Below are 13489 nucleotides of genomic sequence, written 5' to 3'. Positions count from 1 at the left end.
GTATTGTGCGTTTTATAGTTTCTCGTCTTGTACGGACATTACTATGGCTTTTATTAAGCCTGTTGGTTTTGCTTGCGATTCTGATTTCAGCTTTGAGAATTGCTTTACCTCATATGAATCAGTATCAGATACCAATGACCGAATGGATGAACCGACAGGCTGAAATTCAGTTTTCTGTGAAGGATATACAAGGATTTTGGCGTAATCGACATCCTTCTCTTTCTTTTACGGGATTTCAAGCGCATTTACCCGATACATCGAATATTCATTTTGCAGCCGATCAGGTTGATATTGAATTCGATTTATTTAAATCACTGCTGCAGGGGCAGCCCGTGATTGCAAATTTAGTCATTCACCAGTCGAAGCTGGATGTCAGTTCGGTTGATCTGTTTCAATCGTCGCCCAATGATTCCCTTGACCGGGACGAGCAAAAAAAAGCACAACTGGAAACCATTCGTCATCTGGACAATATTTTTCTGCGTCAGCTCGATGATTTTTCGGTGCTGGACTCGACCGTTCGTTATCGCTCGATCTCTGGTGATATCCGGCAGCTGGAAATTGCCAGACTGAAATGGCAGAACAATGGCCGTCGTCATCAGGCTCAAGGCGTGGTGAGTGTCACTAATACCGGTATTAACTCTCTTTCTGTTCGGGCAGACTTTGAGGATTTTGACTCATTCCATGATATTTCTGGCCAGTTTTATGTCAGTTCGGACAATATTAGCGTTGGTCCGTGGCTGACTCAGTACCTGAAAAAAGAGACCGGCATTCATAGTGCTCAGGTCAGTTTTAATGGCTGGTTGACGCTCGAACACAATACCCCGAAAGATGGCTATGTGCAGGTCCGTCCTTCCGATCTGTTCTGGTCGGACTTATCCAATAAACATTCAGACTCAGCTCCGGGTAAACAGCACCGTTTGCATATGCAGGAAGGGATCTTCCGGCTGATTCCGAAGCAAGACGGCATGGTGATTCAGGCGCAGTCTGTCGTATTACAAACGGATGAGATTCAGTGGCCGGAACTCAACTTTTTAATGAAATGGCAGCCTGATCACTGGCTGATGAATATCGGTGAGATCAACATCGGTTCATTAGTACCACTGATCAAACGGATGCCTTTGTCCAAGCAACTGCAAGGCATGTTGGCACAACTGAAACCGCAAGGTACGTTGCATGATATTCGCTTAGCCGGTGATATGCAGGGTATCCGGCAATATTCAGCACAACTTGCCGAAGGAGCAATTCAGCAGTGGTCTTTATTGCCGGAAGTTCATCATCTTCAGGCGAGTATTCGTGGCAATATCGATAAAGCTGTGATTCAGGCCCGTTTGGATGATGACACTCTTCCTTACAGTGATGTGTTTCAGGCACCGCTGATTATCCAAAAAGGTCAGGTCAATTTAGTCTGGCAGTCTACTGCTGATGGCTGGTCATTATGGTCAGATCATGTGACCGTACGCACACCTGATTTACAGACCGTCGGTCAATTTAAACTGGATTTTTTTCATGATGAGAGCCCGTTACTGTCACTGTATACCGAAGTCGATCTGTTTCAGGCCGGAGAAACATGGCGCTATTTGCCGGTCCGTGCACTTGGCGATGAATTGACAGATTACCTGTCGACTGCCATTCAGGGCGGGGAGGTAAAGACAGCGAAGATACTGTGGTACGGGCGTCTGAACGATTTTCCTTATCAGCACAATGACGGTATTTTTCAGGCTTGGGTCGGGTTAAAAAATGCCCGGTTCAGTTATGATACCGCATGGCCACCTTTAACCGATTTACAGGTGAATCTGCTATTTCAGAATGAATCAATGTATCTGGATTCGAGACAGGCACATCTGATGGATGTCAACGCGTTACGCATAACCGGACGGATTCCGGCTTTAATCAATTCGGGACATATTGAAATTGAAGCAAGAGCGGAAGCCCAGGGGAACGCATTGCGTGATTTTATGACATCGACCCCATTGGTTAATTCGGTCGGTGCCGCATTAACCACCGTGCAGGTGAACGGCAATATCCAATCTGAGTTTCAGCTCAACATTCCCTTTGAAAGCCACCGAGAGCCGAGAGCATGGGGATGGGCAGATCTAAAGAACAATCGTGTTGATATTCAGTCCCCCTCACTTGATTTACGCAAAGTTTCCGGTCGTATTCGTTTTGATAATGATGTGGTGACCGCGTCAGCGTTGCAGGGAGAAATGTTAGGTCAGCCGGTCTTATGGGATTTTCAAGGAGAAAGCAGTAGCAAAGGATACAATGTTCATATTGATACGGTCGGCGATTGGGAAGTCACGCCCTTGGCATCTTATGTCGGTCAAAAATGGATTGCACCGCTCTCCGGCCATGCACCGTGGAAAATGGGGGTTGATATTCAGCTCAATGATATTGGTTTTTCTTATCAGGCAAACCTGAACACAGATTTGAAAGCAATTGCCAGTCAGTATCCTTATCCGTTAAATAAAAAGAGTCAGGAGCCAGGGAAAGCCGTATTACAAATTTCCGGCAATCAGGAAACGATTAGTGCCCGGATTCAGGTGCCTCATGCCAAGTATCAGACGGAAATCGATGTGACACAATCCGAGCCGATACTCACGGCAACCAACCTGATTTTCGGCAACGGCAGTTTTAAAGTGAGTCCGATTGTCGGACATTCAGCCACAATCCGTTTGAATCATTTCGATCTTGATCAATGGATTGCATTGCTGGCCACGGAAGAGGCATCCTCCGGTGCACCGAAAAGCAGTACCAGTCAAGCGGCGTCAATACCACCGCTGCCGATACCGGATCATATCGAAATTCAGGTGAAAGACCTGACACTGGCAACACTGGAATGGCATGATGTGGATTTTCTTGCCCGGCATAAAAGTTTTGGCTGGCGAATGAATATTCAGAGTCAAGAAGTTCAGGGGAAAGCCAATTATATTGCACCTTATGATTTGAGTGTCGCGTTGGATCAACTGCATCTGTATATCCCTGCGTTAGAAAACCGGAAAGAGCACGATTCGTTGTTTATTGATGAATCTCGACAGAACGAGCGCAGTATTACCAATTTTGATCGTCAGTTTCATCAGTTGATGCCAAACCTGACACTAGTGATCCAAGATTTCTGGTTTCAGGGGTATAAAGTCGGTCGGTTGAATATGGATTTCCAACGGCAAGGAAAAGTGCTGTCATGGAAGAATATTGATATCGTCAGCGGCAGTAATGAAATTCATGCCAATGGTCAGTGGACACTGGATGGGAAACAGTCCCATACTGTGCTAAACATGGATTTGAAAGGTGATAACAATAGTGATCTGATGGAGCGTTTCGGAATCACATCAGGGATTCAGAATGCACAGTTCTCGATCAAGACGCAGATGGCATGGGATGGCGCTCCATGGGCTGCTCAGGTCGATACACTCAAAGGTTCGGTCAGCTCAAAACTTGGTAAAGGCAGTATCTCCGATGTCAGTGGTGCGGCACGTTTCTTGGGATTGTTTAGTTTAGATTCCATTATTCGTAAGATGCAGCTCGATTTCAGTGATGTATTTGATCAGGGGATGGCGTTTGACTCCATTGAAGGGAGCGGAGAAATATCACAGGGTGTGTTCGTGACCAATAATATTGAGATGGATGCTTTGGCTGGCAATATGACCATTAAAGGTATGGTTGACCTGAACGCGAAGACTATTGATGCTGAAGTTCATTTTGTTCCTGATATGACGTCTGGCATTCCCGTTCTCGGTGCTTTTGCCGTCAACCCAGTGACAGCCCTCTATGTGTTGGCAATCACGACGGTTATCTCCCCGGTGGTTGAGGTTTTCACGGAAGTCAATTATGAAGTGAAAGGGCCGATTGATAAGCCTGTCGTGAAAGAAATTTCCCGGAGTAAAGGTGAATTCAAACTACCGAAAAAATTACGCGAAGAAGTACAGCAACATAAACAAGGAGCGACCCAATGAGCCGAGTCGGTTTAATTCAGATGACATCCGGACCTGATCCGGAGCACAATATTCGATGGATTGAGTCACAGGTTGAAGCGTTATCTGCTCAGGGGGCTGAGTGGATTGTGACGCCGGAAAATGCCATCGTTTTCGGTTCTAAACAGGACTATCATCATCATGCTGAAGTTTTGGGCACCGGTCCTTTACAGGATGCTTTTAGCCGGATTGCAAAAGCGTTTTCAGTCTGGCTTGTCATCGGTAGTTTTCCGGTGAGAACGCCACAGGGCGTGACCACCACTTTGCTGGTTTATTCCTCCGACGGTCAGCTCGTCACATCTTATGATAAGCTGCATATGTTTGATGTCGATGTGGCAGATGGACACCGACATTATCGCGAGTCAGATATCTTCCTTCCCGGCTCGGAAGTCCGGCTGGCGTCAACACCGTTTGGTGAGTTGGGGCTTTCGATTTGTTATGATGTACGTTTCCCTAATCTCTACTCCATGTTACGCCAGCAAGGTGCCCAGATCATCTTGGTTCCGGCCGCGTTTACCGCTGTGACCGGACGGGCTCACTGGGAGATACTCCTGAGAGCCCGAGCGATTGAAACCCAGTGTTGGGTGGTTGCTGTCAATCAGGGCGGTGTTCATGAGGGAGGTCGGGAGACTTGGGGACATTCGATGGTCATCAACCCTTGGGGAGAGATCGTGGCAAGTCTGGCGCAAACTGCAGCGACACTCGTCGCTGATATTGATCTTGATTTGTTAGCTCAGGTGAGAACCTCAATGCCGGTATTATCTCATACAAGATTTAGCAATCAGTTTTTGGAACAGAAGAGCAAATTATGACAATTGAACATATAGAAAAAGCACTGCTTCATCCGACCGGGCTTTCTGAACAATTCATTGAGCAAACGTTGTCGAATATGATGGCCCGGCAGATCGATTATGCGGATCTGTATTTTCAGTCCAGTTGGCATGAATCGCTGGTTCTGGAAGATGGGTTGATTAAAGACGGCTCTTTCAATATTGACCGGGGCGTTGGCGTCCGGGCGGTCAGTGGTGAAAAAACCGGGTTTGCTTATTCGGATCAGTTGACAGAAGATGCTTTGCAACAGAGTGCGACAGCAGCAAGAGGGATCGCGCAACAAGGCCAGACAGGACAGCAACGGGTTCGGCCGTTTTCCCGCAGAAATACCCAAGATTATTATGGCATGGATAATCCGCTTGATAGCTGGCAAAAGCAACAGAAGACTGAATTGCTGAAAGCGTTGGATGCGTATATCCGTACCAAAGAACCGTTGATACAGGAAGTGTCGATCAGCCTGAGCGGTGTTTATGAGCAAGTTTTGATTGCTGCCACTGACGGTACATATGCCGGCGATACCCGCCCGTTAGTCAGACTGTCGATTAGCGTATTGGCACAAAAAGGCGATCGTCGTGAAAAAGGCAGTGCCGGAGGCGGTGGCCGGGTCGGTTATGACTACTTTCTGACTGAGCGTGACGGCATGGCCGTCGCTTATGAATTTGCTGATGAAGCGATTCGACAAGCCTTAGTCAATTTAGAAGCCGTTGCCGCACCGGCGGGGACTATGCCAGTGGTTCTCGGGGCCGGTTGGCCGGGCGTATTATTACATGAAGCTGTCGGGCATGGGCTTGAAGGCGATTTTAACCGCAAAGGATCTTCCGTATTTTCCGGTAAGATCGGGCAGAAGGTCACCTCGGATCTTTGTACCATCGTCGATGACGGCACGTTAAAAGATCGCCGCGGATCATTGAATATTGATGATGAAGGGGTTCAGGGGCAGTATAATGTCCTGATCGAAAATGGTGTGCTGAAAGGCTATATGCAAGATAAACTCAATGCACGCCTGATGGGAATGGCACCGACCGGCAATGGCCGCCGGGAGTCTTATGCGCATCTGCCGATGCCACGGATGACCAATACCTATATGCTTCCCGGTCAGCATACACCGGAAGAAATTATTTCAACGGTTGAGAAAGGCGTGTATGCCCCAAACTTTGGTGGTGGTCAGGTGGATATTACCTCCGGAAAGTTTGTGTTTTCGGCATCTGAAGCTTATTTGATCGAAAACGGCAAAATCACACGCCCCATCAAAGGGGCAACATTGATCGGTTCCGGGATAGAAGCGATGCAACAAGTCTCGATGGTCGGCAATGATTTACAAATTGATAAAGGGGTTGGCGTGTGTGGTAAATCCGGACAAAGTTTACCTGTCGGTGTCGGACAGCCAACTCTCAAACTCGATGCAATTACTGTTGGTGGGACGGATTAATCATCAATATTTTTCAATATCAAGCTGGAGTATGAACATGTCCCATGAAGACGATTATGTTTCTGTTGAGTCGTTGATCGAATTACAGAAAGAAGACACCCGAGAAATTATTGCGGCACTCCTCGAAGATGGCAGTGATCCCGAAGCGCTGTATGAGATAGAACACCACCTGTTTGCGGAGACATTTGAGCAGCTTGAAAAAGCCGCCGTTGAAGCGTTTAAAATGGGCTTTGAGGTGTTGGAAGCCGAAGAAGTTGAAGATGAAGAAGACGGGCAAATGCTGTTTTGTTGTGATGCAACGATGCAGTCAGCCCTGAATGCCGAAGCCATTGATGAGCAGGCTGAAAAGTTAATCCATCTGGCTGAGAAGTACGACATCATCTATGACGGTTGGGGAACTTACTACGAAGGGGAAGATGCCCTTTATCCTGACGACGATGAAGAAGATGATGAATAAGGAAGACCAATAAGAATGGAAAGCCAGCGAGTGATCGCTGGTTTTTTTATGTATTGTGATTACCTGCCGAGACATTAGCGAAGCCGTAAACCGTTTTCATCAAATAGCAGTGCCTTTTGCGGATCGACAGCAAACGCGACTAGCTTACGATTGGCGATAGCTTCAGTTTGGCGTGATTCAACAACAAACATATCTTCTTCACCCACATTAAGGTAAAGGTAATTGGTATGTCCAAGATGCTCGCTATAGGCCACAGGCACCTTAAATACTTGACTATCTGCGATATCATTGGTGTCGTCAATAATGTGTTCTGGTCGGAAACCAATAGAAATTTTCTGGCCTTCGTTCACCGGAGCTTCCAGACTAAAAATAAGGTGATCAAGCCCGAGAGCAGGGACGCGAACTTGTATTTGGCCCTCGTAGGCGTTGACCACTTCTGCCGGAAGTAAGTTTATTTTTGGTGAGCCAATAAATCCGGCGACAAATATATTGTTCGGGTTATGGTAGATCTCAAGTGGTGAGCCAACTTGTTCAATTCTTCCATCACGAAGCACGACAATGCGATCAGCTAACGTCATCGCTTCAAGCTGATCATGAGTGACATAGATCATGGTTGTCCCCAGAGATTCATGCAGTTTGGCTATCTCAATCCGCATTTGGAGGCGTAGTTCAGCGTCAAGGTTAGAGAGTGGCTCGTCAAATAAGAAGATGTCAGGCTCGCGGATGATGGCTCGGCCAATCGCCACACGCTGTCTTTGCCCCCCGGAAAGTGCTTTGGGGAGCCGGTCAAGCATTGGTTCAAGATGCAGCGTTTTTGCCACTTCAGCAACTTTTTGTTCAATTTCTGTTTTAGGTACTTTGGCCATTTCGAGCGGATAAGCGAGGTTATTACGGACTGACATATTGGGATACAGTGCGTATGACTGAAATACCATTGCAATGCCTCTATTCGCCGCTGGGGTATTCGTCATTTCTTTGCGACCGATCACTAGAGAGCCTTCGCTGATGCTTTCTAGTCCGGATATCATGCGTAATAAGGTTGATTTTCCGCATCCTGACGGGCCGACAAATACAATAAATTCGCCATCTTTGATTTTTAAGTCAACGCCGTGTATGACTTCCTGATTATCCCAGCTTTTTCTAATGCCGATAAGTTCAAGCTTTGCCATTTTCTGCCTTCCTATGCATTACAGTTTGCGGCCCATATAGATCGCGTTACTGCGAATGATATGGGTAAATCCTTGTTTTTTATAAAATTCACATACTTTTTCATTTTGTAGGCTCACACCTAAATGAACCCCGGGGACTTGCTTTTTCTGAAGAGCATCAACCACAGTGCTGATGAGTTTACTTCCCCATCCGCCACTTTGTACTTGAGGAAGTAAGTTAATGTGCAGGTGGGCAGGCCACTTTGATACGAGCTCTTGGTCAGCAATATGAGGATGACGAATTTGATTCAGTACTTTATTGTCAAATGGCTTTTGTTCTTCGCGGTGCGCGTACGCCCGGCGCAGTGCCGGCCACCACTTATTTTCCAGAGTCTGTTCAAATCGCCGGGTATTTGAAGTAGCAACGGCGTAGCCGACCACTTGTTCATTACAGGTTAGGACAAATGCTAATTCGGGTTCAAAACGAGCGTAAGGCACCACATATAGCTGACCGGGATAGTGAGGGTCGCTATAGACATCACTGGCATCATCACCTGCCTTAGCGGTTTTAAGACAAATTTGATAAAGGGCTTCTTCATCTTCTACGCGAGCCTGGCGAATAAAACAGCGGGTTGACATTACAGAACTCCTTTCCTGTACTTTATGAGTGAATATCAATCAACTTAATTCTCAGTAAATAATAAATAAAAACATTAAGCAAGATTTAATTACGGAGATGCAAAGTGCGTTGTGGCGAAATTTTGTTCATTTTCAAACGGGTATTTCAAATGAAAAATTCTCTGGGAAGCGATGTGATTTTAAGCGTTGGCTCTGATATGAAACCGAACTTATTTCTTTTGAATATTACAAAAAGTTCAAATTAACAATAAGTTATATGTTTATTTTAAGATGGGGTACTTTTGTCGGGAATCGGGGGATGGAAGTGCGGATAAGGCGCTATAAATCGAATGCTCACTTGGTTGATTGATAGTTTGACGTAACGACAGTTTTGTTAACATTTATGAAATAAAACTTTACTTTGTTTACAAAAAGAAGTAAGTCTATTCGTGGGTTAGGCGAAAACTTGTACAGGAAGTGAGGCTTGGTTCGTCTAGTGAAATGATGAGTTGTGTTATTGGAGATTCCACATGGATCGTAAATTCCCCTTTTTTAACCGTAAGAAAATATGTGCGCTAATCGCCCCAATTGTTATGTCAGGCTTGACGTTTTCGACTCAAGCCAAAACGACTGTAGATACATGGGATATATATAACTACCCCAATCAATCGGCTGTGATTCAAGATGCGATAAAAAACTTTAGCAAGCAGAATCCGGACATTACAGTTGAACGTTCGATCCACTCTTTTGCCGATATGCGTATTCCGCTAAAACTTGCACTGGCCTCTGGTGACGGTCCTCAGATTGCTCAGGTTAACCAAGGGGTTGGCGATATGGGCGCTCTGGTTAAGCAAAATTTGTTAGTACCGATGGACGATCTTGACAAAACTTACCACTGGACAACTCGCTTCCCTGAATCGATTTTAAAACGTAATCGCTGGTCAAAAAGTGGTCAGTTTGGTGATGGCGAGTTGTATGGCGTTGCCTGTCTGGGCGAAATGATAGGTTTGTATTATAACAAAGCTTTGCTTGATCAAGCCGGCCTTACCGTGCCAAAAACGATGGCTGAATTTGAAGCGGATATGGCTAAACTCAAAGCAAAAGGTATCGCTCCAATCATACTTGGGTTACTTGATGGTAACGCCGGACAACAAATGTTAAGTGCTATCTGGGAAAGCCAGATCGATGCCAGCAAACGTGAGTCTCTGGATAAGCTTATTTACGGCAAAGGCGGTACTTTTAAAAATGCAGCGCTTGAACATGCCGCTGAGTTGATGCAAAGCTGGCATAAAAAAGGTTACTTTTTCCCGGGTTTCCAAGGGATTGGTAAGGATGACGCAGCAACGTTATTTCAAAATGGTCAAGCGGCATTCTTCATCAGCGGCACTTGGTACTCCGGTCAATTTAAAGCGAACAAAGATATTCATTTCATTGGCATGCCTCAATTTGACGGCGTCGACAAACCTTTAATGGTCGGTGGCACGGATTTACCTTTCTCAATTACCTCTACCGCTAACACCGAGCAAGCGCAACAAGCTGCTGCGAAGTTTATCGATTATCTTGTTTCAAGCGAAGTGGCAGCGAATTGGTTAAGCCACGGTTTCCTTCCTGCTGCTCAAGCTGATAAAGTCGTTTTACCAGCAGATAATCAATTGCTTGGTGATATTTATACGACTTGGGTCCAAGTGAACAAGGACAATGCACTGGGTCACTACGTTGACTGGTCTACTCCAAGTATGCTGGCTACGCTTAATGAAAATGTACAGATGTTAATGGCGGACAGAATTACGCCACAGCAACTGTCGAGTCATCTGGATGAAAATTACCAAAGCTATATGAAGTCTCTTCGCCAATAGTTTTTATCTCAGTGAGGCTCGTAAGCGCATGGCGCTTACGAGCCAGCCTCTTGTCGTACAGGGATTGTGACCATGCTCAACCGTTCTATTACAAGAAATGCGCTCTATATATTACCTTCATTGTTTATTTACTGCGTTTTTCTTTTATTTCCACTGATGACCTCACTAGGTGTTAGCGTGACAGAATGGGATGGCGGTAGCCATCCCGTGTATGTCGGTCTGCAAAATTTCATCGGGATTTTCAATGATCCGAAATTTTGGATAGCGATCGGTAACAATGTCAAACTGATGGGATTTTACACCGTTATACCGATTGGCTTAGGGCTGATACTGTGTAGTTTTCTCAATGAATTGAAAAATAAAAAAGAGCTCACCATGATGAGAATTTTGTTTTTCATGCCTTATATTATGCCGATGGCAGTGCTGGGTGTGGTTTGGCGCTGGCTCTATAACCCGGCATTTGGGCCGATTGATCAATTTTTCAGATATATTGGTATGCCATCAATGGCTAAAGCTTGGCTTGGGGATTTTGATTGGGCACTTCCGGCGACTGGCTTTGTTGCGGTTTGGTATTTCTTTGGTTTTTGTTTGGTTCTTTTTATGTCGGGTATCCAACGGATGGATCCGTCAATTCACGAAGCATCAGAACTGGATGGTTCAACGCACTGGAAAAAATTCATTCGTATTACTTTGCCGGCATTGCTGCCAGAAGTCCGTGTTGCCTTGATTCTTACCGTTATTGCCAGTTTGAAAGCGTTTGATCTGATCTATGTGATGACCCAAGGTGGTCCGGGAACATCAACTTTAATTACGAATATGTATATGTACCAGCAGGGGTTTGATTTGCACCACTTTGGTTATGCTTCTGCCGTTGCCTTAGTCAGTATGGCGATTGTATTTGCGGTAAATGGATTTCTGCATTTTGTGCTTAGGGAGCGACATTAATGACCTCGAATAACCCCATGTTATCTCGCATGTTACTGTGGTTTTTTGCCATTTTGACCATCGCACCGTTTTTATTGGTGCTATCGGCATCGTTTAAGTCTCAATCGGAAATGTTGCAAGGTTTTTTCTCTCTTCCAGAGCATTTTAGCTTTCACAATTATGTGTCTGCATGGCAGGAAGGACACTTTAAAACATATTTTGTGAACTCGCTTTTGATCGTATTTCCGGTTGTGATTGCCAGTATGGCGCTTGGTACTTTATCGGGGTTTGCATTCGCGTTTTTGAAGTTGCCCGGGAAGCCTTTTCTTGCTTTGTTGCTTGCACTTGGCATGGTCTTGCCTTCTGAGGCATTTATGATTCCGCTGTATCATGAAATGCACTGGCTCGGACTGATAAATACCCATTTAGCACTTATTTTGCCTCAGATAGCACTTTCAATTCCGTTTAGTACTTTGATGATAGCAACGGCGTTCAGTCAGGTACCAAAAGAGCTTATTGAAGCTTCAGTTATGGATAACACGCCACGATTTACTATTTTGTGGAAAATTTTGTTGCCGGCTATTCGTCCCACTTTATTAACGTTGGGGTTGTTGCTATTTATCTGGACTTGGAATGAGTTCCTCATCCCGTTGGTATTAGTGAATAAGGAAGAATTGCGAACACTACCGATTGGCATGATGTTTTTCCAGAACAGGAATACCATCAACATCCCTGTTCTGATGGCCGGTGCCATGATCGTTATTCTTCCTCTTATTGTTATATTTTTGATATTCCAGAGAAAATTCATTAGTGGTGTCACTGAGGGTGCGGTGAAATAATCTAGGAAGCAAAGAGAATTATCATGTATACCAATCTTAAAGATTTTCACCCAATTGCCGATGGGCATAACCTGAATACTGACGTATTTCGCCGGGCTATTGCAACGGTGAGTGCACAAGGCGGCGGTATCTTGTATGTGCCACCGGGTCGCTATTTAAGTGGCAGTATTTGCTTAGAAAACAATGTGTCACTGTATTTAAGTGCTGGGGCCGAGTTAATTGCTTCTCCCAATTATAGCGACTTTTCTGCGGGGGTGAGTGAAGTCGTCGCGGAAGGGAGTTACTACGGTTTTATCTTTGCCAAAGGCAAACGGAATGTCGGGCTCTTGGGACAAGGTAAGATCAATGGTAACGCACCGGCTTATCACACTGAAATAGCGGATGAACTTGGTTATCGTAAGCCACATGCTGAACGGCCTCGTACGGCTATTTTTGAAGAGTGTAGCGATGTAGTGATCGAGGATATCAGCATTGTTGATTCGCCAATGTGGACATTGCATATGGTCTCATGTGAGTACGGACGGATTAGTCATGTGAAGGTGAAAAATAGCTTTAAATACACCAATACCGATGCGATTGACTTAGATGGTTGCCGCCATTTTATCGTTAGTGGTTGTCAGTTGCACACTGCTGATGACGGCGTGTGCCTTAAAACCAGTCGTAAAGCTGCTCGAATGGATCAGGCATGCGAAAATATTTTAGTCGAAAATTGCCTGATTTACTCGCATAGCTCTGCGTTGAAAATCGGCACCGAAAGTTTCAATGATTTCAACAATATCAAATTTAGCAACTGCATTATCAGTGACTCAAATCGAGGCTTAGCGTTGGTTTCTCGTGATGGCGGGGCTATCCGAAATGTTAGCTTTGACAATATTTCAATTGAAACCAAGTTTACAGCGCCATGTCATTGGGGGAAAGCTGACTCTATCTATATCACGGCCAAAAGACGGCAGGCCGCTCGCCCTTGTGGCGTCATTGAACATATTGCTATATCTAATATTACGATTCGTTCAGAAGGCGCGATTAACTTCCATGCCGAGCAGGCAGGGCTGGTTAAAGACATCCGTTTGTTTAATGTCAGCCAGGCTCAACTTGGGCATTATCACCCTGATCGTGGTACTTATGATGTTCGTCCGCCATGTAACCCTCATCAAAGTGACAATTCAGGGATGGACAATGCCTATACCATATTAGAAGGACAGACTCGTCCTTGGGGAGTTTGGCACTACCCAAATGGATTACCAGCCGTGTTTGCTCATAACATCAGTAAGACGGAGATCAGGTTAGAGTCTTGCTGTTTTACTCAGCAAGAAGGTGCAAGTTGGAATCCGGAAAAAATCGTCTTTGTTCACGATTTGGAGGGGGACGTCCAACGATAAGGTCTGTGTAGATAAAACAAAAGCCGCAGCTCAGTGCTGC

General features: G+C 45.4%; 10 protein-coding genes. 8 read left to right on the top strand and 2 right to left on the bottom strand.

The annotated features are described in order from the left end of the window. Window positions 1-5 precede the first annotated feature (5 nt). The 4 genes from AC55NX_RS09730 to rraB are packed head-to-tail and all read left to right on the top strand — an operon-like array spanning window position 6 to window position 6685. Window positions 6-3950, top strand: coding sequence for a YhdP family protein (locus AC55NX_RS09730; protein ID WP_496995546.1), 3945 nt, complete (start codon window positions 6-8; stop codon window positions 3948-3950). Continuing rightward, the gene (locus AC55NX_RS09725; RefSeq protein WP_496995545.1) at window positions 3947-4780 is read left to right on the top strand and encodes a carbon-nitrogen hydrolase family protein; all 834 of its coding nucleotides are present in this window, start codon (window positions 3947-3949) and stop codon (window positions 4778-4780) included. Before AC55NX_RS09730 ends, AC55NX_RS09725 begins: the two co-directional genes overlap by 4 nt. After that, window positions 4777-6228 (top strand): metalloprotease TldD, encoded by a 1452-nt coding sequence (gene tldD / locus AC55NX_RS09720; RefSeq protein ID WP_496995544.1) that lies wholly within the window; start codon window positions 4777-4779, stop codon window positions 6226-6228. Before AC55NX_RS09725 ends, tldD begins: the two co-directional genes overlap by 4 nt. 37 nt (window positions 6229-6265) lie before the next feature. Then, window positions 6266-6685 (top strand): ribonuclease E inhibitor RraB, encoded by a 420-nt coding sequence (gene rraB, locus AC55NX_RS09715; protein WP_496995543.1) that lies wholly within the window; start codon window positions 6266-6268, stop codon window positions 6683-6685. A gap of 74 nt (window positions 6686-6759) precedes the next feature. Here rraB and AC55NX_RS09710 read toward each other — a convergent pair whose 3' ends face one another. Further along, window positions 6760-7854, bottom strand: a complete 1095-nt coding sequence (locus AC55NX_RS09710) for an ABC transporter ATP-binding protein (protein WP_496995542.1) — start codon at window positions 7852-7854, stop codon at window positions 6760-6762. 18 nt (window positions 7855-7872) lie between these two features. After that, window positions 7873-8472, bottom strand: a complete 600-nt coding sequence (locus AC55NX_RS09705) for a GNAT family N-acetyltransferase (RefSeq protein WP_496995541.1) — start codon at window positions 8470-8472, stop codon at window positions 7873-7875. Window positions 8473-8981: 509 nt separating this feature from the next. Here AC55NX_RS09705 and AC55NX_RS09700 point away from each other — a divergent pair. The 4 genes from AC55NX_RS09700 to AC55NX_RS09685 all read left to right on the top strand — a co-directional run bounded on the left by AC55NX_RS09700 (window position 8982) and on the right by AC55NX_RS09685 (window position 13449). Next, the gene (locus AC55NX_RS09700; RefSeq protein ID WP_496995540.1) at window positions 8982-10307 is read left to right on the top strand and encodes an extracellular solute-binding protein; all 1326 of its coding nucleotides are present in this window, start codon (window positions 8982-8984) and stop codon (window positions 10305-10307) included. 177 nt (window positions 10308-10484) lie between these two features. Then, window positions 10485-11252 carry a carbohydrate ABC transporter permease gene (locus tag AC55NX_RS09695; protein WP_496995539.1) on the top strand — a complete coding sequence of 256 codons (768 nt, stop codon included), beginning with the start codon at window positions 10485-10487 and terminating at the stop codon, window positions 11250-11252. Between the two features lie 29 nt (window positions 11253-11281). Next, window positions 11282-12070, top strand: coding sequence for a carbohydrate ABC transporter permease (locus AC55NX_RS09690; protein WP_496995538.1), 789 nt, complete (start codon window positions 11282-11284; stop codon window positions 12068-12070). 23 nt (window positions 12071-12093) lie between these two features. Beyond that, the gene (locus AC55NX_RS09685; RefSeq protein ID WP_496995537.1) at window positions 12094-13449 is read left to right on the top strand and encodes a glycoside hydrolase family 28 protein; all 1356 of its coding nucleotides are present in this window, start codon (window positions 12094-12096) and stop codon (window positions 13447-13449) included. The last annotated feature ends 40 nt before the right edge of the window (window positions 13450-13489 follow it).

The organism is Vibrio rubrogenes (assembly GCF_059641415.1).
This window is presented reverse-complemented; position numbering and strand designations above follow the sequence as displayed.

Excerpts from the sequence above, each read along its gene's own strand:
- AC55NX_RS09725 (WP_496995545.1), top strand. The coding sequence starts at position 3,947 with ATGAGCCGAGTCGGTTTAATTCAGATGACATCCGGACCTGATCCGGAG.
- AC55NX_RS09690 (WP_496995538.1), top strand. The coding sequence starts at position 11,282 with ATGTTACTGTGGTTTTTTGCCATTTTGACCATCGCACCGTTTTTATTG.
- AC55NX_RS09700 (WP_496995540.1), top strand. The coding sequence starts at position 8,982 with ATGGATCGTAAATTCCCCTTTTTTAACCGTAAGAAAATATGTGCGCTA.
- AC55NX_RS09685 (WP_496995537.1), top strand. The coding sequence starts at position 12,094 with ATGTATACCAATCTTAAAGATTTTCACCCAATTGCCGATGGGCATAAC.
- rraB (WP_496995543.1), top strand. The coding sequence starts at position 6,266 with ATGTCCCATGAAGACGATTATGTTTCTGTTGAGTCGTTGATCGAATTA.
- tldD (WP_496995544.1), top strand. The coding sequence starts at position 4,777 with ATGACAATTGAACATATAGAAAAAGCACTGCTTCATCCGACCGGGCTT.
- AC55NX_RS09710 (WP_496995542.1), bottom strand. The coding sequence starts at position 7,854 with ATGGCAAAGCTTGAACTTATCGGCATTAGAAAAAGCTGGGATAATCAG.
- AC55NX_RS09705 (WP_496995541.1), bottom strand. The coding sequence starts at position 8,472 with ATGTCAACCCGCTGTTTTATTCGCCAGGCTCGCGTAGAAGATGAAGAA.